The sequence below is a fragment of the Chroococcidiopsis sp. SAG 2025 genome (assembly GCF_032860985.1).
Taxonomy (GTDB): Bacteria; Cyanobacteriota; Cyanobacteriia; order Cyanobacteriales; family Chroococcidiopsidaceae; genus Chroococcidiopsis.
Genome location: NZ_JAOCNC010000001.1, coordinates 5,864,351 through 5,886,273 on the forward strand (window position 1 = coordinate 5,864,351; position 21,923 = coordinate 5,886,273).

The 21,923-nt window shown below is 44.8% G+C and carries 17 protein-coding genes; 4 read left to right on the plus strand and 13 right to left on the minus strand.

Annotation, left to right across the window (positions count from 1 at the left end; all coding sequences use genetic code 11):
• Positions 1-129: 129 nt before the first annotated feature.
• Together N4J56_RS28750 and N4J56_RS28755 are read right to left on the minus strand one after the other, a co-directional pair.
• The gene (locus tag N4J56_RS28750) at positions 130-1,821 is read right to left on the minus strand and encodes a GH3 auxin-responsive promoter family protein (protein ID WP_317109576.1); all 1,692 of its coding nucleotides are present in this window, start codon (positions 1,819-1,821) and stop codon (positions 130-132) included.
• 130 nt (positions 1,822-1,951) lie between these two features.
• The gene (locus tag N4J56_RS28755) at positions 1,952-3,670 is read right to left on the minus strand and encodes a GH3 auxin-responsive promoter family protein (RefSeq protein ID WP_317109577.1); all 1,719 of its coding nucleotides are present in this window, start codon (positions 3,668-3,670) and stop codon (positions 1,952-1,954) included.
• Positions 3,671-3,874: 204 nt separating this feature from the next.
• Between N4J56_RS28755 and N4J56_RS28760 the strand changes: the two genes are divergently transcribed.
• Positions 3,875-4,840, plus strand: coding sequence for a cupin-like domain-containing protein (locus N4J56_RS28760; protein ID WP_317109578.1), 966 nt, complete (start codon positions 3,875-3,877; stop codon positions 4,838-4,840).
• Positions 4,841-4,874: 34 nt separating this feature from the next.
• Here N4J56_RS28760 and N4J56_RS28765 read toward each other — a convergent pair whose 3' ends face one another.
• Positions 4,875-5,744: a CPBP family intramembrane glutamic endopeptidase gene (locus tag N4J56_RS28765; protein ID WP_317109579.1), complete on the minus strand. Its 870-nt coding sequence runs from the start codon at positions 5,742-5,744 to the stop codon at positions 4,875-4,877.
• Between the two features lie 158 nt (positions 5,745-5,902).
• Between N4J56_RS28765 and N4J56_RS28770 the strand changes: the two genes are divergently transcribed.
• The gene (locus N4J56_RS28770; protein WP_317109580.1) at positions 5,903-7,024 is read left to right on the plus strand and encodes a precorrin-8X methylmutase; all 1,122 of its coding nucleotides are present in this window, start codon (positions 5,903-5,905) and stop codon (positions 7,022-7,024) included.
• A gap of 13 nt (positions 7,025-7,037) precedes the next feature.
• On the opposite strand, the gene N4J56_RS28775 is transcribed toward N4J56_RS28770, so the two are convergent.
• The 8 genes from N4J56_RS28775 to N4J56_RS28810 form a co-directional block, all read right to left on the minus strand.
• Positions 7,038-7,169 (minus strand): hypothetical protein, encoded by a 132-nt coding sequence (locus N4J56_RS28775; RefSeq protein ID WP_317109582.1) that lies wholly within the window; start codon positions 7,167-7,169, stop codon positions 7,038-7,040.
• 59 nt (positions 7,170-7,228) lie between these two features.
• The gene (locus tag N4J56_RS28780) at positions 7,229-8,266 is read right to left on the minus strand and encodes a glucokinase (protein WP_317109584.1); all 1,038 of its coding nucleotides are present in this window, start codon (positions 8,264-8,266) and stop codon (positions 7,229-7,231) included.
• Between the two features lie 10 nt (positions 8,267-8,276).
• Positions 8,277-8,927, minus strand: coding sequence for a histidine phosphatase family protein (locus N4J56_RS28785; RefSeq protein WP_317109585.1), 651 nt, complete (start codon positions 8,925-8,927; stop codon positions 8,277-8,279).
• A gap of 213 nt (positions 8,928-9,140) precedes the next feature.
• Positions 9,141-9,830, minus strand: coding sequence for a hypothetical protein (locus N4J56_RS28790; protein ID WP_317109586.1), 690 nt, complete (start codon positions 9,828-9,830; stop codon positions 9,141-9,143).
• Entirely contained in the window at positions 9,827-10,258 is a 432-nt protein-coding gene (locus tag N4J56_RS28795) for a hypothetical protein (RefSeq protein WP_317109587.1), read from the minus strand. Before N4J56_RS28795 ends, N4J56_RS28790 begins: the two co-directional genes overlap by 4 nt.
• A gap of 30 nt (positions 10,259-10,288) precedes the next feature.
• Entirely contained in the window at positions 10,289-12,112 is a 1,824-nt protein-coding gene (locus N4J56_RS28800) for an ABC transporter ATP-binding protein (RefSeq protein WP_317109589.1), read from the minus strand.
• Positions 12,113-12,282: 170 nt separating this feature from the next.
• Positions 12,283-15,120 (minus strand): CHAT domain-containing protein, encoded by a 2,838-nt coding sequence (locus tag N4J56_RS28805; RefSeq protein ID WP_317109591.1) that lies wholly within the window; start codon positions 15,118-15,120, stop codon positions 12,283-12,285.
• A gap of 38 nt (positions 15,121-15,158) precedes the next feature.
• Complete coding sequence (locus N4J56_RS28810) at positions 15,159-17,003, minus strand: ShlB/FhaC/HecB family hemolysin secretion/activation protein (RefSeq protein WP_317109593.1); 1,845 nt, start codon at positions 17,001-17,003, stop codon at positions 15,159-15,161.
• Between N4J56_RS28810 and N4J56_RS28815 the strand changes: the two genes are divergently transcribed.
• Positions 16,973-17,254 carry a hypothetical protein gene (locus tag N4J56_RS28815; RefSeq protein ID WP_317109595.1) on the plus strand — a complete coding sequence of 94 codons (282 nt, stop codon included), beginning with the start codon at positions 16,973-16,975 and terminating at the stop codon, positions 17,252-17,254. The two genes, N4J56_RS28810 and N4J56_RS28815, sit on opposite strands and share 31 nt — an antisense overlap.
• Positions 17,255-17,474: 220 nt before the next feature.
• Here N4J56_RS28815 and N4J56_RS28820 read toward each other — a convergent pair whose 3' ends face one another.
• Complete coding sequence (locus N4J56_RS28820; protein WP_317109597.1) at positions 17,475-19,550, minus strand: filamentous hemagglutinin N-terminal domain-containing protein; 2,076 nt, start codon at positions 19,548-19,550, stop codon at positions 17,475-17,477.
• Between the two features lie 122 nt (positions 19,551-19,672).
• The gene (locus tag N4J56_RS28825; RefSeq protein WP_317109599.1) at positions 19,673-19,957 is read right to left on the minus strand and encodes a hypothetical protein; all 285 of its coding nucleotides are present in this window, start codon (positions 19,955-19,957) and stop codon (positions 19,673-19,675) included.
• Between the two features lie 430 nt (positions 19,958-20,387).
• Between N4J56_RS28825 and N4J56_RS28830 the strand changes: the two genes are divergently transcribed.
• Positions 20,388-21,911: a carboxypeptidase M32 gene (locus N4J56_RS28830; protein WP_317109601.1), complete on the plus strand. Its 1,524-nt coding sequence runs from the start codon at positions 20,388-20,390 to the stop codon at positions 21,909-21,911.
• Positions 21,912-21,923 lie beyond the last annotated feature (12 nt).

The window sequence follows — 21,923 nt, forward strand, 5'->3', positions numbered from 1 at the left end:
GAGAGTCGCCCAGCTGAGGCAGCTGAGGGAGGAAGAGAGCTGAGGGCGCTGAGGAGATAAAATAACTAACGGGTCACTGGTCACTGTCACCCCACACCCCACGCCCTATTTACTACTAGCCACCAGCCACTAGCCACTGTCCCTATCTTCTGGTAATCTCACCTCTTGCTGTACCTGCAAGCCAGACAAGAAATTGCGGTCTTCGCTGATGTGAGGAAACTTGAGTTGGGAATCGGGAACTCCCCGTTCTATCTGTCGTTGACGGAGGATGGCAAAGCTACCAGGAGCCAAAATTCGCAGTCGGGGTGGCGGAATCGGATCTTTGCGGCTAATTTCATAGTGGGTATTTGCTGCTTGTAATTTGCGATCGCACTCATTTAAAAAAGCTTGCGGATCTTCCAGCTTATAGCCATGAGCTAACTCAATGTTGATCAGGTAGCGAGCAGGAAAATCATTTTCAGATAAAGTCATACAAAAATCTTCTAGTAATAAGCCGAATTCTTGTTGTACGGCTTGCATTACCTGAGTTGCATGAGCTTCTGTTGTCTTTTCTGTTGTAGAAGAAATCAATCCTCCCAGGCGGTGGCGAAATACGATTAACGGTGCTTGCTCGTAGAATCCGACGACTTCGATCGCATCGCCAATATCGTAGCGATAAAATCCGTTATAGCTCGTAGTCAGAATGCGATACCGTTCTCCCGGTCTGACTTCGGTAGCAAGTAGCGTTTTAGGCTGTTCTTCTTGCCACTGGTCTTGAGGGATAAATTCAAAAAATCCGCTTTCTATGGCTAAAATACTGCTATCGTCGTCGAGTTTATGGTAGATGCTAAACATCCCTTCGGCAGAAGAAAATACTGCACCGAAAATTGGTGTATCGCCAAAATAGGTGGGGAATCGCTGAAAGTAAAAGTCGGACGTACCTCCACGGGCGCAGGCGACAAAAGACAAATTTGACCAGGCGAGATGAGGGGTGAGCTTACCTTCCGACTGGAGAATTTCCCGTAATTCCTTGGCTCGAACTGGATTGGCTGATAAGCGCTGCTCTAATGTCAGTCGTAGTTCCGGTTCTACTTCTAACCAATTGGCAATGGTTCCTGTTTCGATATCGTGGATTAAGTCTTCACCAAATTTTTCTAAATAGTTGCAGGTACGGAGGATGAGCATTGGAAAGTTAGCTAACATCCCCCGCATTAAAGGATCTTGTAAGGCAAATAATAAGGCGAGATAATGACGGGCAGAGCTATCTGTGACTTGGAGAGTCTCGTAAGGTTGAGCAAAAAATTGCTCGTACAACCACTTATCCATGCTGAGGACACCAGCACTAGCGGGACCGTAGGGAATACCAGCACTGGTACGTCCCCATTGTTGAGTAGAATTTGTCAGGAGAATTTTGCCAAACTGTTGCCCTCTAGAACGTAAGGCGGCGGTGAGAAAACCCATACTGGTTAGGGTAGCTTGACGAGTGATGTTTTGCGATCGCCTCGTCGTCGGAATCATTTTCTTTTTCCCCGTCGAACCACTCGTTAGCGTCAAGTACACCACCGGATCGGCTGTTAGAATGTTTTGCTTGCCGTTGGCAATGCGCTCCAGATAACACTCGTAGCTGGAATACGGTAAAATTGGCACTCGTTCGCGAAAGCGATCGACTGTTTTAATCTCACCGAGCTGATATTTCCTACCAAATTCCGTATCGCGATGAGCTTGTAACAAGCGCAATAAAAACCGTTCTTGTACTTCTGCCGTCCGGCGAGTTTTTTTGATAAAGTTTGCCTTTGTCAAATCTGTAACAGCATTTAAAGCGGACAGAACGAGATTGACCATTCAGCTTTCTCAACTCATCAAATACTGATTCAAGCAGATTAATTGTGTTTAGAATATGACAATTTTGTGGTGTGCAGTCATTTGTCATTTGTCATTTGTGAGTGGCTAGCGACTTGCCACTCACTACTACTCACTGCTCCCTGCCCCCTGCTCCCTGCTCCCTGTCATTAATTGACAACTGTACTTCCCGTTCCACTTGCAAGCCAGCTAGGAAATTGCGATCTTCGCTGATGTGGGGAAATTTTAGTTGAGAATCTGGTACTCCTTTCTCTAATTGCCTTTGCCGCACGATCGCAAAGCTGCCAGGGGCAAGAATTCGCAGTCTTGGCGGGGGAATTTGATCGTTGTTAATCCGTTTGACGGCGTAGGAAGTGTGAATTGCACTCAGTTGACGGTCAAAGCGATCGAGAAATTGCTGCGGATTTTCTAATATTTTTCCAGGCGCAAGCTCGATATTCACCAAATAATATGCGGGAATGACATCATCCGATAAGGTAATACAAAAATCTTCTAGAGGTAAGTCAAATTCTTGTTGTAATACCTGCATGACTTGAGTAACATGAAATTCAGTAGTTTTTTCTGAGGTTGAAGACAGCAAGCCACCGCGCCGATGGCGGAATACAATCAGTGGTGCTTGTTCGTAAAATCCGACGACTTCCATGACATCGCCAATGTCGTAGCGATAGAAGCCGCTGTAGTTACTCATCAAAATTCGGTAGTAGTTTCCAGGTTTGACTTCGCTAGGTAGTAGTGTTTTTGGTTGTTCTACATCCCACTGATCTTGAGGAATAAACTCAAAAAATGCACTTTCGATCGCTAAAATACTGGCATCAGAATTTAGCTCTGGGTAAATGCCAAACGCGCCTTCTGACGAACAACAAACCGCGCCAAAACCTGGTGTCTTGCTAAAGTAAGCAGGAAAGCGCTCGAAGTAAAAATCTGAAGTCCCGCCTCTGGCTGCGACTGTGAAGGCAAGATTCGACCATACAGCTTCGGGGGTGAGTCTACCTTCTGCTTGCAAGATTTCTTGTAGTTGCTTGGCGCGGTTGGGGTTAGCGACTATTTGCCGTTCTAGTTGTAACCGCAATTCTGGTTCTAGTTGCAACCAAGGTGCAAGCATTCCTTTGTCAATGTCGCGAATAAAATCTTCTGCATATTGTTCTAAATAGCCGCAGGTGCGGAGGATCAGCATGGGGAAGTTGGCAACTATTCCCCTTGTATCGGGTTGTTGTAGCGCAAATAGCAGACAAAGATAATGGCGCGTCAGGCTATCGGCTGCTTGCAGTGTCTCAAAGGGATGAGCAAATATTTGCTCGCAGAGAAATTTTCCCATCCGCAGGACTCCAACGCTAGCGGGACCGTATGGAATTCCACCACTGGTACGTCCCATCAGTTGAGTCGAGTTAGTGGCGATCGCTTTACCAAATTTAGAACCCCGTTGTCTTAATGCCGAGCTGAGAAAGCCAATACTAGTTAAGTTGGGACGGCGCAAGGAGTTTTGAAAGCGTTTGGTGACTGGGATGAGCTTGTGCGCTCCTGTAGAACCACTCGACAGGTTAAAAAAAACAACGGGATCGGGGGTGAGTATGTTTTGTTCCCCTTGGGCGATGCGATCGCAGTAGGGTAAATAGCTACTGTAGGATAACGCGGGAATACGCTGGCGAAATTGCTCGGCAGTTCTAATGTCTTTAAATTCATACTTTTGCCCTAGCTCTGTCGCCTGATAAGCTCGTAGTAAATCTCGCAGAAATCGCTCTTGTACTGCTTCAACTTGGCGCGTTTTTTTAACAAAGTTATCCTTTGTATGCTCGGCAACAGTTTGCAACAGTGGCAGCAATAAATTCGTCATTGGCTCCTCGCACCTTTTGTCTGCGTTATTATAAATAATAATTAGCTTACATAATTATTTCGAGTGCGTTTTGTGTTGCGATCGTACACATTTTTCCATATCTTAAGATATTTTCAAATATCAATACATACTTAAATTAGCTTAAAAAAGTATCTTTTTCTTTTTCCGATGGGTAAGTTATAGAAATTACGTCTGAAATTTTCTATGCGTTTAACGACTAGCAATTTGGCTGACAGCAGAGCTGATAATACAACATTCTCAATTATACGGACAGCTCTATCGTCGATATCCTCAGAGATATTTTTTGAAAAATATCAAAAAACGGGAACTCCAGTAATAATAACTGGATTAAAAGTAGATGACTGGAATATAGATTATCTCTGCGAAAAGTTAGGTCAGCAAGAATTTCTCTTTCGCTGTTACGGACGGGAAAGATATCAACAAGATAAACGTACTTGGCAAAACATTGACAGTGGTGTTCCGCTCAAAACAATGTCATTCACAGACTATGCAAAGTTGTTGCACAGTCATGAGGCTCACGAAAAAGATATCTATTTGGCTAAATGTTCGCTGAAAAATACAAAGCTGGTAAACAATTTTTTAAGTAGTATTGGCGAACAACTAGGTTTAACGAAACCTATAGGTAATATTAATCTTTGGGTAGCACCTGGAGGGCATTTAGAGTGCCTACACTACGATACGCTGGACGGCCTTTTGATCCAGTTGTATGGGACAAAAAAAGTCTTACTATTTCCACCCAGTCAGACTTATAATTTATATCCATTTTCAATATTTGTCCATTTACTGCGCGGTTTAGAACTGCGGGCTTGGTTTAGTACGGTATATCCAGAAAATCCAGATTTCGGAGCATTTCCCAAACTCAAAAGAGCATTAGAATTCAAACAAGAAGTTATATTAGAGCCAGGGGAAATGCTATATATCCCTATGGGTTGGTGGCACGAAGTCACGGCATTAGGTAATGAAATGGTGTGTTCTGTCAATCAATTTTGGGGTGTGTACCCTACCTCAAGAGCAATTTTTTCTTGGTGTCGGTGGCGAGTGATTTTTAGTAATATGTTGGCAATACCTTACTTGTTAACTAAGTTTGCGATCGCTTTTCTGAGTCAAAGCAGACAGCAGCAGATAAAACAGATTTTTTATCGGTTTTGAAAACTCAAATGTAGGGTGTGTTAAGTAATGCACCCTACATTTGAAATGCATTAGTAAAATAAGGTAATAATAATTGCTTTTTGTACCAATTTTTATAGGTAAAACGCAGCACAAAAGGAGCTGAAATTATTATCAGTACGATTCCCCAATGCAAATATTCAGGAAAATTATAATTTGTCGCTATCTGTTGACTGGGAAAGAATAATTCTAGAACAATCGTGGCAGCATTATTCATGGCATGAGCGATCGCAGGTACGATTAACGTGCGAGTTTTGAAATAAAGCAGTGTCATCAAAATTCCAAAAACTGCTGCACCGAAGGGAACAATATGACCTAAACCAAAAATTATTGCAGAAACTAATGTTGCTGGCAATATTCCCCATTTCGTTGCCCACCGATGCATGAGAATACCTCGAAAAATAAATTCTTCTGTAACGGGAGCTACTACAACTAAAGAAATTACATTCAATAAGTAAGCAAGAACTGGTAAAGCCGAAGTACTAGCAGGGGGATCTGGCAACCAATTAATCAAACTTACAGTGAATGAGGGCGAAATTAAAGATAAACTAAAAAAAAATAGTTGGTCAATTCCCCGCGTGAATAGACAGATAGCAAGGGCGATTCCACATAAAGATAGCCAGCGATCGCAACTTGGTAATTTGCCAATTAAATGTTTAGGGTGAATGGACAATTGATGAAATCTATGTAAAATCCAGACACTAAGTAAAAGTACCAAAAGATAGTAAGTGAGATGGGAAAATATCGGAACGTCAATATACCAGTCAAAAAAGAGTATTAATAACCCAGAAATAAATATAAACTCAACAATAAAAATTAAAGATAAAATAAATATGCTGCGAGTTTTAAATTTCAAAAAGGGATCGATCGCTGGTAAGTTAAGCATAGGACTCGATTTGATATGGTGGAATTAATCTATAGCAATTCAAATTAATTTGCGAACGCTTTCCGCGTAGAGACGTTACATGTAACGTCTCTACGCGGGCTATATAACTATTTGATGTAATTAACTTAAATTTGCGATCGCATTCTTTCTTGAAAAACATGACAGCCGCACGTTTAACCATCAAAGAACTTACCGAAGCAGTGGGGGGAAATTGTACTCCTCGGATGGTACGACACTATCACCAACTCGGCATTTTGCCACCCCCAGAGCGATCGCATAGCAATTATCGCCTCTATACTCAGGAAAACGTGCAACAGTTGCGGCGGATTGTGGCACTAAAACAGCAAGGCTTTCAACTTTCCCACATTCGCGAACTCCTCAAAAGCGATGCTGCTACAGAAGTAAAAAATCTAACACATCAATTACAACAACAATATCACTCGGTGATGCAACAAATGGCGCGATTGCGGCAGACAGCGACGGCACTAGAAGGACTGCTCGGACGCGATCGCTCCTGTCAAAACCTGCAAGCAGAGGCGATCGCGCAGTTACGCTTATTAGAAGTGGAAAGCCAAGACGGATTGGGACAGTTAGAACAATTGTGGGAAAATTGGGATGCAGCGACTCACGCTCACCCAGAAGAATTTCAGGAATCTTTGCAACAATTATTACCCGATCTCTCCAATCGTTCGGAGATTGAAATCGATTTGCTGTCCAAACTGGTGCTTGCTTGCGGCGATGTCAGTTTAGTTAATTTTATCCGTGTGGGTAAAGGGGCGATCGCGGCGGCTCGTCATGCCCTCACTCAAAGCTGTGAGATTGTCGGCGATGTTACCCCTGTAGTTGCGGCTTGCGATCGCACCCGCTTGTCTCATTTAGGTTGTACAGTTACTACCTTAATCGCCGATCCTCACGTTAGCAGCGTTGTGGAAGCCGAGCAAGCTTTTTGGCATCAAAATCAATGGCAAGAACAGCTACAAAAGTTACCACCAGGCTGTATTTTTGTCGTGGGATACGCCCCATCAGTACTGATTGCTGCTTGTGATGCTATTGCCAAGGGACATTTTCAACCCGCTTTAATCATCGGAATGCCAATTGGGTTCAGCCATGCCCCATCTGCCAAACGTCGCTTGATGCGTTCTGGTATTCCCTACATTACGATTGAGGGGACAATGGGCGGCGGATTATTAGCGGCAGTAGCCCTGAATGCTTTAGTTGAATCGACAATTGAGAAACCGGATTGTCATTGTTATTTGGGGGAGTCGGTAGGGGCGGGTTGACCAAAAATCTCTGTCAAAACAAAGTTGTCTGGTGAACCCGCCCGTACGGGAGTTGGCAAAGGGTGTCGTGTAGGGGCGGGTTTAGCCCGAAATTCACAGCCACGGCAAGAAATCTTTCCTCAAAACCCGCCCTTACAGAGGTCATAGCGAATTGCGTAGCTTGCGAGTATCGTAGGGGTATTGCGAATTGCGAATTGTCTCCATCTACAAACGATCTGCCGCGATCGCAGCACCAACTAGCCCAATGTCCGATCGCAGGACGATATGCACGGGAACGTTTTCGAGTAAAGGTCGCATCCGTCCCTTACTGGTGAAGGTGCGGATAAAAGTACCTTCTTGCATCAGGGGGAGAATTTTCGCAGCGATGCCACCAGCAATGTATAACCCTGCATATGGTAAGAGTTTGAGGGCGAGGTTTCCTGCTTCTGCGCCGTAAGCCTCAACAAAAATCTGCATTACCCGTTCTGACAAGCGATCGCTTTTTTCTAGGGCGGCTTTGGAAATTGCGGCGGCTGGATCGACGGTTTTTTCTTTCTTGCCAGCTTGTTTTTCCCAAGCTGCTACAACTTGGGCAATTTCTGGCGATTCTTTCACGTTTTGGCGATCGCGTAAAAATTCGTAGATGGCGACAATTCCTTGTCCCGATACCACTCGTTCTACTGAAACTCGTTGGATGTCGTGCTTGTCCAATAGATATTTCAAGAGGTGAAAGTCTAACTCGGAACGAGGCGCGAAATCAGCATGTCCGCCTTCGGAACTAAAGACATGGTAAATGTCGCCTTGCTGAATTAAAAATCCCTGCCCTAATCCCGTTCCTGCACCAATTACCGCGATGGGCGTACCTGTTTGGGGTTTACCTGCTTGGAGAGTGTGTAAATCTGATTCCTGCAAACCCAATATACCGTAACCAACAGCGGCGAAGTCGTTGATTAGGGAGATGGACTCGATCCCCAATTCTTCTTCTAGCCTGGATGCTTCTAGCAACCAAGTCAGGTTGGTTAACTGTACTGTATTGTTGACAACTGGACCCGCGATCGCAAAACAAGCTTTTTGCGGTAAGAGTTTTTTGCCTAACTTTTCCTCAGATGTGGCTAAAAACTCTTGGACTATGGGCGCTAAATCTGGATAGTCGCGACTGTTATAGCGTTGTTCGTAAAGAGGTGTGGGTGTTGCTTCTGTTGTCTCCACCAGACGCAAGATCGTCTTCGTGCCACCAATATCTCCTGCTAACAGTATTGTCATAGTGATCGCTTTAATGAAATCGAATAATTTTTTCGGTTTTACTTAAGTGAGATGTGTCACCATTTAACTCCATCACCCAAGGTTGTTCTGGAGCTGGACGGACAACTTTCACTAAACAGCATAAAGCAGCGTTAACCTCTGTTTGAGCCGTTGCGCCTACCAGACCCATTGTTGCACCTACTACAGATGCCCCATGTCCTACCAACAGAATATCTTTGGAAAATTCTTCTGCTAATAACCGAGCCGTTTTGCCAGCCCGTTCTAGGGCAACTTTTCCAGTTTCGGGATATTCTGCCGTGACGCGAGAAGTATAGCTAGTGTCGATCCTGGGAAACATGCGGGTTAAAACTTCTAGGGGCGCTCTTTTTGGCGCTTGTGGCATCCAAGCAGGATTGAGCCATTCGCTCAAACCAGATTCTAAGTTAATCGAAAGACTGAGGGCTTCTGCTACGTAGTTAGCTGTTTGCACCGTGCGCAAAAATGGGGAAGCAAAAATATGACTGATATTTTCTCCCTTCAGCCGTTGCGCCAGTTGTTGAGCTTGAACTTTACCATCTTCAGAAATCGGTGGATCGAAGGGTCGTTCTGCGGAGAGAAACCACTCAGGATTGACAAAATCATGACGATTAGCGTGACGAGCAATCCAGACAATTTGAGTCATAGGAGACTATTCCAAAGCATAGAATTCGCAGAATGCCAAACCTAAATATAAGCAAGTTAAAAGTCAAAAGTCAAAAGTCAAAAGTTAAAGGAAACAGGAGACAGAAGGAAACCAATGATTTAAAACACGGATTTCACCCGCGCCTTATGCGCTTACCACCAATTGGCTCCTAACTTAAACCCAACCAACATGAAATAAGAAACTGGTAACTGATTACTGGACACTGGTCACTGTTAAAAGGCGATCGCCGCCTTTTTGAAACTGATAAGCTACTTGTCTAATTTCTACTTTACACCCTTGCTTTTGCATTTCATCCATAACTGGTTGCAGCCACGGCGAAATTTCTCCTGAAAATTGAACTAATAGTGGAAAAATTCTGACTTCTTTTGCTACTCGACACATTTCGCTAATTGCTGCTAAGTGAAAATCCAAGGAAAGATTATCGGAATAAGTGAATAAGAAATGAGAACATAGCGCTAAATCGAACTGATGCGAATGAAATGATAGGTGAGGTAATTCATCTATAACATATCTACCTTGTTGCAGTCCCAAGGGAAAATCGGCAATAAATTTATTCATCGCCGCTAGTCTAATTTTTCCCAATTCTTCCGGCGACTGAATATCTTGCCAAACAAAGCGATCGTAATGAATTTTAGTTCCGTCAATAATGGTTTGATAAGTCTCCTGTACTCGTCGAGCAATTTCTGCCGCAGTAAATTGATAGATTGGATCGCCAGAAATTACGCTGTATCCTTGTTGCGCCATTTCTGCATTAAAGCTAGCGGGACCACCACCACAATCCAGAATGTTTAGTTTTAGTTCGTTAGGTTTGAGGTCGAACATCCTTACGTATTCTTGCATCGAGCGCCCCCAAGGGACGACATTTTCTAGTTTAAAAGTCATGTTTGCATGTACTGGCTCAAACGCTGCTCTAATCTACCTAATAATGTATCTACATCAGAAGCAAGATGCTCGAAACAAACAGGAGGAGGAGGTTCGATTTCAAATTGAATTAACTTAATTTGTCCGTTACCAATACCAAGAATTAAAACTTGTTTTTCAGGATTATGAGCATCAATAAATCCTAAAATTTCTTGGATCTGACTGTTGACGCGATCGTTTAATTTTCCAATTGCAGATTTAGGACAAAAGATAAAATGCGGTGTCGGTTGGATGTCGATACCCAAGGTGTCATCGCTGGCTCCTTTTTCCAGAAATAACCCCCAAGATAGCGCTGCTAACTCTTGTTGATTCTCCTTAACAAACCAATCTAATTGCTGTCGCCATTGTCCATCTTGTCCGACAGGTTGAGGGCTACCAAATGAGAACATAAGTCGTAAGTCGTAAGTCGTAAGTTGTAATTATCTTAAGCCGGATTGGACGCGCCAGAGCGTGGCGTAAATTCCTCCACGTTCTAGGAGTTGTTCGTGGGTTCCCAATTCGATCAGTTTGCCATACTCCATGACGTAGATACAATCGGCATTGCGGACAGTAGAAAGGCGATGGGCGATCGCAATTGTAGTTCTATCGACAATAATTCGTTCGAGCGATCGCTGAATAGCTGCTTCTGTTTCGTTATCGACGGCTGATGTCGCTTCATCCAAGATTAAAATTGGTGGGTTCTTTAATACTGCACGGGCGATCGCAATTCTCTGTCGTTGTCCGCCTGATAATTTTTGTCCCCTTTCCCCCACAATTGTTTCATAATCTTGGGGCAGTTGCATGATAAATTCATGCGCTTCTGCAACCTTTGCCGCTGAGATAATTTTATCTAGATTGGCATCAGGACTACCATAGGCAATATTCTCGGCTACAGTACCGTGAAATAAGAAGACATCCTGACTAACTAAGCCAATACAAGCGCGTAAATCTCTCAATTTTAAATCGCGGATATCGATCCCATCTAAAGTAATCGTTCCCGATCGCACTTCGTATAATCTGAGCAGGAGTTTAACTAAAGTACTCTTTCCCGAACCCGTGGAACCAACAATCGCGATGGTTTTTCCGGCAGGAATCTGCAAAGATAGATTTTCAATGACGGGCGATCGCTCGTAATAAGCAAAGGTAACATCTTTTAATATCACCTCTCCTTTGACCTTATGAATTGGTAAAGCAATATCTCCAGTATGAATATCAATCGGAGTATCGAGTAAATTCATCACTCGATTTGTAGAAGCCATTGCCCGTTGATATTGGTCGAAGGTTTCGCCTAATCTAGTCAGGGGCCACAATAAACGCTGAATTAAAAAGATCAATACGCTGTACGTTCCTACAGACATTCTGCCCGCGATCGCCTCCATGCCTCCAAATAAAAGTAAAGCGGTAAAACCCGCTAAAATAATCATCCGAATTAAGGGAACGAAGGCAGCAGACAGCGAGATCGCTTTTTTATTACTCTGACGATAGGCTTGACTTTCCTCCGCAAGTCTGCTTGATTCATAGGCTTCAGCAGTAAAGCTTTTGATCGTCATGATTCCTGACAAATTATTTGCCAGCCTTGCATTCAATAAGCTAACTTTTTCTCGCACCTCTGCATAACGCGGAGCCAAAAGTCGTTGAAACGCTACCGAACCCCACAAAATAAAAGGCATGGGTAACATCGCCATCCAAGCGACGCTAGGAGCGAGAATAAAGAAAGCCCCGCCGATAATTAGAACCGTAGCGGTAACTTGGATAATTTCATTAGCGCCATTATCCAAAAATCGCTCTAATTGATTGATATCATCGCTCAAAACTGACATCAATCCGCCCGTACTGCGTTCTTCAAAATAGGCGAGTTCTAATTCTTGCAAGTGGTTGTAAGCATCGAGGCGGAGTTCGTGTTGAATCCTCTGCGCCAAATTACGCCACTTCCTGGCATAGGCATATTCAAAAATTGATTCTAGTATCCAAATAATGACCGTGAGGACGGAGAGAATCAGAAATTGAGTAAAAACATCCTTAACTCCCCAACGGGCAATAATTGAATCTTGACGCTGTACTACCACATCAACAGCAACACCAATCAATGCAGGTGGAGCCAGATCGAAGATTTTATTTAAGACAGAATAGAGAGATGCCAGCCAAATCTGCCCCCGATAGTGGCGAGTGTAGGTGAGTAAGCGTTTGAGGGGATGTTTGGGTTGAGAACTAAACCTTGGGGAAGATTTGCGTTTTGGCGATCGCCTTAATGCCTGCGGCTGCATTATATTTGTTTACATCTGTGGGTGTATATTCCACGATAGCGTGGTGAACGGTGCGTGGTGCGTGGTGCGTGATGAATGGGGTGTAGGGTATGGGGTATAGTGGATTGTTGACTGGTAACAGGTCACTGGTTACTGCTCCCTACTCCCTGCTCCCTGCTCCCTTATAACTATTACAGCCAATTTCCCACTAAAACATAAGCTGCCCAGTAGCCAGGACGACGGTAGTTAGGATAATTTTTCATCAGATTCAGTTGGGCTTGACGTAGGGCTTCGGCACGGGTGAGTTGAGTTTTGGTGAGTTGTTTGTAAAATTCACCAATAAAAATAGCCGTCGCTTCATCGTCAATTTGCCACAGAGAAGCTAAGGTACTCCTAGCCCCAGCCCTGACTGCAATTCCCGCCAGTCCCAGGGCAGCGCGTCTGTCTCCTGTAGCAGTTTCGCACGCGCTGAGGACGAGTAATTCGATCGCATTCGGACGGCGACGATGACGCGATCGCAATAAGTCATCAAATTTCCTGACGTTAATTGGTCCATCAGCGGCGAGGATAAATGTATTCTCGGCTTGAGAACTGAATTGACCGTGAGTCGCTAAATGAATTACGTTGAAGCTAGTTGAGTCGATCTTGGTTTCTAGGCTCTTGCTAGTAAAGGCGCGATCGAGTAATTCGGCGATCGCGACTCCGGCTTGTTGAATTAAATTAAATTCCAACCTGACAGCGGGTAAGGGTGGAAAGGGAGAGTTAGCAGGAGGAACGCTAAGTCCAGCAGTTAAGGCTTTGAGATTGGCTGGAGAGATAGGCTGAGGGTTGATGAGTTGCAAACCTGGACTAACGGCGATCGCGTATTTTTCTACCAGATATTGCTTACCATCAAATAATGCAGACATGGGAATATTTCGCAACGCCCCATCTGGGACGAATACTAGGGTTTTGACTCCGCTTTGTTGCAACTCGTTGGCAACAGGTTGGATCAGCCAACTATATATTTGTTGAGATAAATCTCTGACATCTTTGGTACGATCCGGCTCGGTCAGCGATCGCTGCAATCGTTCTACCGTTTGCTCGACCTGAGTTTGTGGCTGATGGATCGTGTAGTGGCGCAGGGGTTGCTGGGGAATTTTGAGAATCACTTCCAGGCGATCGGGTAAAATAATTGGATAAATTACCGCTGCTGTAGGATTATCCCGATCCACCACATTATCGATCGCTACAGGTTGGGCTTCGATACAGGCTTCCCGAAAAAAGTTATCTAGTTCCGCTAACTGCAATGCTTCGATCGTTTCGCGTGCCTGGGCGAGGTTTTGCTGAGGAGTTTCGCCTGACTTTTGCCCAGATAACAGCAAAGCAACGAGTTCTCGATAGATTGGTTCTACTTCATCGCGAAAATTAAATTGAATTTCTGGGTTGACTGCAACGAGATCGTTACGCAAAGATTTTAAAGTTTTTACTGCTTCTCTGTAGGTGGCGATCGCCCCTGGAGTATCTCCCTGCGCTCTCAGTAAACGTGCCAATTGCCATTGCCAGCGATAAGTAATATCCGGTGCATTCACTGCCTGAGATAAGATTAAAGCCTGTTCGGTCAGCTCTTGAGCGCTTTGCCATTGCCGATTTTGCTCGTATAAACTACCTAAATTACCTACTGCATAAGCCTCAGCTCGTCGATCTCCCAAATTGCGAGATTGGTTGACAGCATTTGCTAGTAATTGGGCAATTTGGGTAATTGGTAATTGGTAATTGGTTGTTGACGGTTGACGGTTGACGGTAAACGCTGGCGCTACACTCCGTGAAGACGGTTGACGGTTGAGTGTTGTTTTTTCTCCCTCAGCTCCCTCAGCTCCCTCAGCTCTCTTCTCCCTGCTCCCTGCTCCCTGCTCTCTGCTCCCTTGTTTCATCAAACTTTGAGCGAAATCAATTTGGGCATATACTGTTTTACTACTGGGGGGGATGGTAGCAAGCAGAGATTGAATTTCGGGAATGAGCGATTGGGTAGTAGAATCTTGCGTGTCTACTAATAGGCTGAATTGGTTAAGTCTGGCTTGCAGTTTTGCGATCGGCGCGATCGCGGTAGTAGCAGCCTGTTGATAGTAGGCTAAGGCAGTTGGATTGTCTTTTTGCGATCGCGCTGTATTGCCAAGGCTAAATAGGCTAGCCGCAATATCTGACTGTGAGTTGAGTTTTCGCGCTAAGACTAAACTCCGTTGCAATACTTGTTGGGACTGTGGCAAATCGCCTATCGATCGCAGTAGGTTCCCCATTTGGCGAAGTCCGGCAGCTTTGAGTGGAGAATCTGGGGTAGCGCTGAGGCGGCGATCGGCTAAGGTTAAGGTTTCTAAAGCCCGACGATACAGCCCCAAGGCTTGCAGTGCTTGACTTTGATTTAGTAAACTACGGATGACCCCAAGGCGTAGAACTTCGTTCTTGCCGTAGGCATCGCCTGCTCGTTCGTACATAGTAGCGGCTTGTTGCCACGTACTTAAGGCTGATTCTGCTTGTCCCAATCCCAATTGCAGGCTGGCTTGGGTATTTAAGGCTTGAGCGAGAATTGGCAGAATTCGGGAGTCGGAAGTCGGGGAAGTGACTAGTGGCTGGTGACTAGTGGCTAGAGAATTTTGGATTTTGGATTGTACTTCTCCCCCAGCTCTCTTTCCCCTGCTCCCTGCTCCCTGCTCCCTACTCCCTTGCAACGCATCAAAACTAACAGCGATCGCCTGTTCTGCCTGCTGCCACTGTCCGAGTTGCTGATAGGCTAGTGATAAGTTGCTGGAAGCGATCGCGAGATTGAGCCGATCTCCTTTGGCTCCATAGTTTTGCGCTGCTTGTTGCCAGATTTTCACTGCTTGGGCAAATTGTCCGGCTGTATAGAGTTCTCTGCCTTGTTGCAATAATTGTGCGCCATCACCACTGCTTCGTGTTGGTTGCACAGCGATTTCTGGAGCGGATGGAGCTGCGATCGCCGTTCCAGGGAGGAAAATTAATAATACTGCGAGGTAAGTTTTTGAGATTGACATTGTTATTACCTCTCACCTCTTACCTCTTGCCTCTTGCCTTAAAATAAGCTGTAATTCACCGAAAAATATACGCCGTTTTCTTGCCAGGTGCGATCGCGGTCTTCAATATCTACTAAGGGAATACCCCAATCTAGACGAGCAGTTACGGTGTCTGCTAGTTGAAAGCGCAATCCTAAGCCTACAGATACTAAGGTATCTTCGTCTTCAGGCGGAGTCAAATCTTCAACCGATCGCCCAGCCTCATTCCAAATCGTGCCAAAATCGACGAAGGGCGTGACTTGCAGCGTTAGTTGCCGTTCGGGAACGCGATAAACTGGAATGCGCAGTTCTGCCGAAGCAAATAAACCACCATCTGATAGCAGTGCATCTTGACGGTAGCCTCTGACGCTTTCGAGTCCACCTACGCCAAATTGTTCTAATGGTACGAGCGGATCGTCAGCAATTTGGATATTTGTACGGAGTAAAAATAAAGTATCGGGAGCCAGCAACCGTACCCATTGCGCTTGTCCTTGCCAGGAGAAGAAGCGGCTGTCTGGATCGTTACTGTTAATCGTAGCGTCGAACGCTCCCACACCTAAATTGAATTGCGATCGCGCTGCGATCACTTCTCTCGTGTTACGTTGCGTCCACTCTTGAAAGAATTGTACGGCTGAGATGCGAGTATCTCCATCTTCATCTGCGCCTGGTGAGAGTAAAGAGGAAGGATAGCCAAACTCTTCTAAAACATCAGAAGAAATTTCGCTTTCGCGTCGCGCTGCCGTCAAACCGAGGGCAAATTCGCGATTGGGAGATTGTAATATAGGTTGACGATAGCTGAGTTCAAAATAGCGGGAATTACCATCAATTTCGAGGTCGTCGAATGGAGGTTCGATCACGTTGCTGTCGGTAAATCCAACATTCAAGCTTACCGTGCCATTTTTAGCGTTTATCGGGATTGTATAACTGCCGTCTACGCCGTTGCTACCGTCGGTATTGCTATATGCAAAACTCAACCCATCGCCAAATCCAAGTAAATTCGCTTGATTCAATTGCACCCGTCGCCGGAAGCTACCAACACTAGGCGATCGCCCGTTATCTAAGACAATTTGTGTATCAAAAGTATCTGCTTCTTTCACAGTGACATCTAACACGCTCGTACCTGCACGAGTCCCTGCTGAAAGTTCGGCTGACAGGTTTTGAATTAAGGGATTGAGTTGTAGCAGTTGCAAAGCCTCTAACAGGCGTTGTTGGTTCAAGGGTGTGGCTTGCGGAATGCGATCGCGAATGTAGCTAGGTCTTAATCGCCGCGTTCCCTGTATGTTAACTGCTTCTAATCCCCCTTCGACGACTTGAATTTTCACTACGCCGTCTTGAATAGCTTGGGGTGGAATTAAAGCTCCAGAGGTAATATATCCTTTATCTATATATAGTTGCGTAACGGCAGTACGGGCTTGAAATAGTTCGGCAAAAGACAGCGATCGATTTTGTGAGGGAGTTAAAACTTTCTCGAAATCTTGGGGGCTAAATACCGTACTGCCAGTCACCTCAAACCGTTTCACTGTGAGTTTTTCTGGAATTTTTCCCGGTACTGGTGCGGGTGTGGGAGGTGCGTCAGGTGGCTGTAATAAATCTTCTGGTGGTGGTAAGGGAGTGGGTGTCGGGAGTTCTGGAGGCGCGGGTTCGGGGCGCGGAATTACATCTTGGGACGCGGTGGCGGTGCAGGGAGGCGGGGGAGCCTGGGCTATTGGGAGTTGTGCTTGTAAGTTTGTCCGTGCAACAACCGCAGGATCGGGTCTAGCATTAATACTGGAAGTCAGTAAACAAAAACTAATGCTTATACAACCAATCCCTCCCGTTATTTGGATGAGGAGGGATGCAAAACTATTGTAAAATTTACGTTCCATTACAGCTATTCGGTCTAAACCAAGGAATATTAAGCGTATCGGTAGTAACAGCAGCGGTCAGTACGACCTCACCATTAGAACCTACCACCCACCCTGTAGCTTCCACAAGTGGGGCGGGATTAACTTTATTGGAAGATTCTGCGGGAATCGGGAAGCGTCGGGGCGAGTTTAGCGAAAGATTGACGGATGAGGCAACCGATCTTGACTTCATACCCGCCCGTACAGGAGTCGAAATTGCTTTTGACTTTTGACTTCTAACTTTTAACTTTTCCGTGATGCCCAAATCTGCCAAGATGGACTCGCTTCTGGTTGGAAGCGTAATAAATTATTGTGTTTTGTAGTACGCCGTTGAAAACCTCAAGCTTAATGAGAATGAGCGACGAAAAAATAGGAAATTAAGTCGTGCAATTCTCAATAAATTAATCATTTGTGAACGGCGTGTTTCAATGTAGTGCAAGGCATAATAATTTATTACGCTCCCCTTCTGGTTGCTTCAGCGGGAGTTGGGGGTAAGCCACCTCGTCCGGTGATGGTAAAGCTGCTTTCTCCTGATGCTATGCCTCCACTTGCAGAACACCCTTGAGCTACCAAACCGCTGACATCAACGACATCTGCTGGTAAGATAACTAACTCAGCGCTGGGGTCTACATCTGGTCTTCTAATTTCTACTATTCCATTAATGCCGCGATCGGATGTGGCATCGATCGTACTATCGGGAGACACAAAAAGTCCTTGGGTTGTAATGCTGATATTACCACCGCGACCATCGACAGCTTTAGCTGTAATTTTGCTTCTTTCTGCTAGTACTAGATTGTCTGTATCAACATTTATATTGCCACCATCGCCTGCACCTTCAGCACTCGTAGAAATTTCACCATTATTGCGTAATGTAAGTAAGTCCAGGTTTTGTAAGTTTATATTTCCACCGTCACTGCTGAATTTACTAGTAGCCGTAAGTTTGCCACCATCTTCTACATGGATGGAGTTAGCTGTAACTTCTAAGTTTCCTGCATTACCTGTACCGAAACTGCTGACACTTATTTCCGCCTCATTCCCAATCGTCAAACTTTTTGTATTAATTCTCAGATTTCCAGCAGCTGCACCACCTTGAGCGATCGCACTTAAGGTACTCGGAGAACCATTTTTTGTAGTCCCCGTCAGCTCTATAGATTCAGATGCATTGATAGTGAGGTTTCCTCCTTTGCCTGTTGCTGGTACGAATTGGTTGAGAGTTAGATCGAAGACAATCCCCTCTGATGCTGTGGATATTTTTGCTCCATCTCTGACAATTAGTTTTGAAGTATTAATTGTTAAGTCTCCTGCATCTCCAGCAGCAGCAGTTGCACTAGATAAACTACTAAATGCCTCAAAATCATCAATAGATAAAGGAAAACTACCAATTATTTGTACTGACTCTGATGCATTAACAGTTAATTTTTCTCCAGCACCTGTAGCAAAAGTAGAAGTGAAAACTTGCGCCCCTTCTCTCACAATTAAATTTTTAGTATTGAAAGTAATACTTCCTCCATTTCCTGTTCCAAAAGTTAGAGTAGATATTACGGTATTTACGCCTACCAATTCTATATTATCTGAGGCATTTATCGTCAAATTTCCTGGCTGTATTTCTTGTCTATTTATAGAAGTTAATCCATAATTGTTAATTTGAATTACCTTACCTTGAAGGTGAAGATCGCCATTACTTTCACCACTGACATCTAAATAAGGTATGTTTGCAAAGCTATTTAACTCAATATTTTGAAAATTTTGTACCTGCTCGTATCCCAACTTCCAGCCTTTTTCGGTGGGATTGAGATTCACTAAACTATTATCGAAAACACTGCCTAGTTCAATTCGTCCCTCTGCTGCTGTCATATTTCCACCCTCTTGTAAAATACTACCTCCTACAAGTGCTAATGTTTTACCTGTCACTACCTGTAAACCAGCAGGAAAGCCAAAGTAATTTACTGCTCCGTTGAGAGACGCTTGAGAGCGGTTAACGATCGCGCCAGAATTGGAACCAAATTGCAAGCCGATCGGCGTATTAACTGTTAGTAAGGGCGTAGTTTGAGACTTGTTAGCATCGAACTGAGTGCTATCGGAAAAAATAATGCTACGCGCTGTACTGGCGAGAAATGAACCGCCAATATTGAGCGAGGCATTCGTGCCAAAAATAATTCCATTTGGATTGATTAACAATAAGTTGGCGCTACCGTTAGCGGCGATCGCGCCATCGATATTAGAAGCAGTAGAGCCAGTCACGCGGGTGATAATATTTTCAATATTCAGACCGTTATTGAAGCGCACTTCACCATTTGCTGGGATAGAAAACTGCTCGAAGCTGTGAAATAGATTTTTGCCTCGGGCTGCTCCACCTTCAATTTGAGAAGTTAGAGGAGTAGTTTGGTTGACTGATGAGCTTTCAGCACCTAATGTATTGTCGGGAACAACCTGAGCTGAAATTCGATCTTCAGTGGCGATCGCTCCACTAACGGCTACACAGCACGCCAGCCGTAGCCGCCAACCCCAACTACTCCTACTTTGAGCCATTTTCAAATTTACTCAGACATCGACATACTTAAGAGCATATCTGAGTATGTCAGACAGGCAATAGTATGACTTAGAAAAACTCGCTGGTCGCAGGAATACTTCTAAACATACCTGTAGCTGCATCACCCAATCCACTTCCCAGGAGGTGGCGCACAAGCTTGGTTTGGGGGGCAAGGGCAAAACCAGGCAGTGGTTCGGAATACACTATCTGGTGAGGGTGCTGGCAACACGCTGGAATTTGGACGACAATCGCGATCGGATGATGTTTTCTCAAAAAAATTGAATTCTATGGAAATATTTTTAGTGTCTAACACGCCATATTTTTGAAATATCGTATTTAGTGAGGACAATATATCTTCCTGATTGAGAAGTGCCATTATTTCTTGTTGAATAGCATCGTTGTCCATTGTGCTTCTCCTAGAAAACTCTATTTTGTAAGCAATCGGTTGACCGCGATCGCCCACAGCTAAATTTCAATACAGAAGAAATAAGTTGAGTTCCCGAAATCTGTCAATAATAGTACTTTTGTGCTAAATCGAGCGATTTTTGAAATAGTTATGCTGTACAAGCGATCTGATGCTTTCAGGCGGGAAGCAAGAAGCTGAAGCTTGGCAATTATAAATTGCCGCTATCAAGACTCAACCCATCTGCACGGGTTTCAACTGTAGTTTTCCATAAGTCTGCGCTAACAGACTTTGTTAATGTAGCTACGGACTACATTTGCCCTTTCTCAGACTAGAGTTTCCTGTTTCCTGAAAATAGTTGGCAATTCCATGCACATCTGGGCAAGTCGGACTTAGTATTGACAAAAGGAACCTGAATCCACACGCTCAGCCCATGCAAACCCTGGAAAAGACAGAACCCAAACTCGCCCAACTCAAAACCCTCCTGACAGAGATTAACGACATTGAGTCGGCTGCTTCCCTTCTTTATTGGGATCAAGCAACATATATGCCTCCCGAAGGCGCAGCCGCACGGGGAAGGCAATTAGCCACGCTAGCGCAAATTGCCCACACCAAATTTACCGATCCGCAAATCGGACAACTATTAGAAGATTTACGCCCCTACGAACAAAGCTTAGCCTACGATTCAGATGAAGCCAGCCTGATCCGCATCACGCGCCACGACTACGAACGCGCGGTCAATATTCCCCCTGCTTTTACAGCTAAGTTTTCACAACATACGGCTGAGTGTTATGAAGTTTGGGCAAAGGCAAGGGCTACAAATGATTTTGCTACAGTTGCGCCTTATTTAGAAAAGACATTAGAACTGAGTCGCGATCGCGCTAACTTTTTTCCCGGGTACGAGCATATTGCCGATCCACTGATTGCAGACGCAGATTATGGCATGACAGTCAAGAGCGTGCGATCGCTATTTACTCAACTGCGTCAGGAACTCGTCCCCATTGTCGAAGCAATTGCTTCTCAACCCGTAGCTGATGCATCTTGCTTGCACCAGCATTTCCCCGAAGCCGAACAACTCGATTTCAGCTTAAAAGTTATCGAACAACTCGGTTACGATTTTCAACGGGGACGACAGGACAAAACCCTACACCCCTTCATGATTAAATTCTCTACAGGGGATGTCCGCATCACCACCCGCGTGCGCGAAAACGATTTGAACGAAGGGATGTTTAGTACAATACACGAAACCGGACACGCACTCTACGAACAGGGGGTGAGTCGGGCATACGAAGCTACGCCACTAGCGGGAGGAACTTCAGCGGGAGTGCATGAAAGTCAATCGCGGTTGTGGGAAAATATGGTGGGCAGAAGTCGTCCTTTTTGGAAATGCTTTTATCCCCAGTTGCAGGAAACCTTTCCCCAACAGTTAGGAAAAGTTGACTTAGAAACATTTTACCGAGCGATTAATAAAGTCGAGCGATCGCTCATTCGCACCGATGCCGACGAAGTAACGTATAATCTCCACGTCTTGATTCGTTTCGACCTGGAATTGCAGTTATTAGAAGGTAAATTAGCAGTTCGCGACCTTCCTGACGCTTGGAACGAACGTTACAAATCCGACCTTGGCATTACCCCACCCAACGATGGTATTGGCGTTTTACAGGATGTCCACTGGTACGGTGGCGCGATTGGCGGTGCGTTCCAAGGGTATACCCTCGGTAACTTAATGAGCGCTCAATTCTTTGCTACTGCAACGCAAGCACATCCAGAAATTCCTCAACAAATCGCCTCTGGTAACTTTACCACCTTGCACGACTGGCTGAAACAAAATCTCTACCAACACGGTCGCAAGTATACGGCAGCGGAATTAATCCAACGGGTGACTGGTAGTCCCCTGCAAATCGAACCCTTTATCAGCTACATCAAACAAAAATTTGGCGAATTGTATGGAATTTAGGGAGTCGGTAGG

Excerpts from the sequence above, each read along its gene's own strand:
- N4J56_RS28800 (WP_317109589.1), bottom strand. The coding sequence starts at position 12,112 with ATGCAGCCGCAGGCATTAAGGCGATCGCCAAAACGCAAATCTTCCCCA.
- N4J56_RS28755 (WP_317109577.1), bottom strand. The coding sequence starts at position 3,670 with ATGACGAATTTATTGCTGCCACTGTTGCAAACTGTTGCCGAGCATACA.
- N4J56_RS28825 (WP_317109599.1), bottom strand. The coding sequence starts at position 19,957 with ATGGACAACGATGCTATTCAACAAGAAATAATGGCACTTCTCAATCAG.
- N4J56_RS28770 (WP_317109580.1), top strand. The coding sequence starts at position 5,903 with ATGACAGCCGCACGTTTAACCATCAAAGAACTTACCGAAGCAGTGGGG.
- N4J56_RS28790 (WP_317109586.1), bottom strand. The coding sequence starts at position 9,830 with ATGACTTTTAAACTAGAAAATGTCGTCCCTTGGGGGCGCTCGATGCAA.
- N4J56_RS28805 (WP_317109591.1), bottom strand. The coding sequence starts at position 15,120 with ATGTCAATCTCAAAAACTTACCTCGCAGTATTATTAATTTTCCTCCCT.
- N4J56_RS28795 (WP_317109587.1), bottom strand. The coding sequence starts at position 10,258 with ATGTTCTCATTTGGTAGCCCTCAACCTGTCGGACAAGATGGACAATGG.
- N4J56_RS28810 (WP_317109593.1), bottom strand. The coding sequence starts at position 17,003 with ATGGAACGTAAATTTTACAATAGTTTTGCATCCCTCCTCATCCAAATA.
- N4J56_RS28785 (WP_317109585.1), bottom strand. The coding sequence starts at position 8,927 with ATGACTCAAATTGTCTGGATTGCTCGTCACGCTAATCGTCATGATTTT.
- N4J56_RS28820 (WP_317109597.1), bottom strand. The coding sequence starts at position 19,550 with ATGGCTCAAAGTAGGAGTAGTTGGGGTTGGCGGCTACGGCTGGCGTGC.
- N4J56_RS28815 (WP_317109595.1), top strand. The coding sequence starts at position 16,973 with ATGCAAAACTATTGTAAAATTTACGTTCCATTACAGCTATTCGGTCTA.
- N4J56_RS28765 (WP_317109579.1), bottom strand. The coding sequence starts at position 5,744 with ATGCTTAACTTACCAGCGATCGATCCCTTTTTGAAATTTAAAACTCGC.
- N4J56_RS28775 (WP_317109582.1), bottom strand. The coding sequence starts at position 7,169 with ATGACCTCTGTAAGGGCGGGTTTTGAGGAAAGATTTCTTGCCGTGGCT.
- N4J56_RS28750 (WP_317109576.1), bottom strand. The coding sequence starts at position 1,821 with ATGGTCAATCTCGTTCTGTCCGCTTTAAATGCTGTTACAGATTTGACA.
- N4J56_RS28780 (WP_317109584.1), bottom strand. The coding sequence starts at position 8,266 with ATGACAATACTGTTAGCAGGAGATATTGGTGGCACGAAGACGATCTTG.
- N4J56_RS28830 (WP_317109601.1), top strand. The coding sequence starts at position 20,388 with ATGCAAACCCTGGAAAAGACAGAACCCAAACTCGCCCAACTCAAAACC.
- N4J56_RS28760 (WP_317109578.1), top strand. The coding sequence starts at position 3,875 with ATGCGTTTAACGACTAGCAATTTGGCTGACAGCAGAGCTGATAATACA.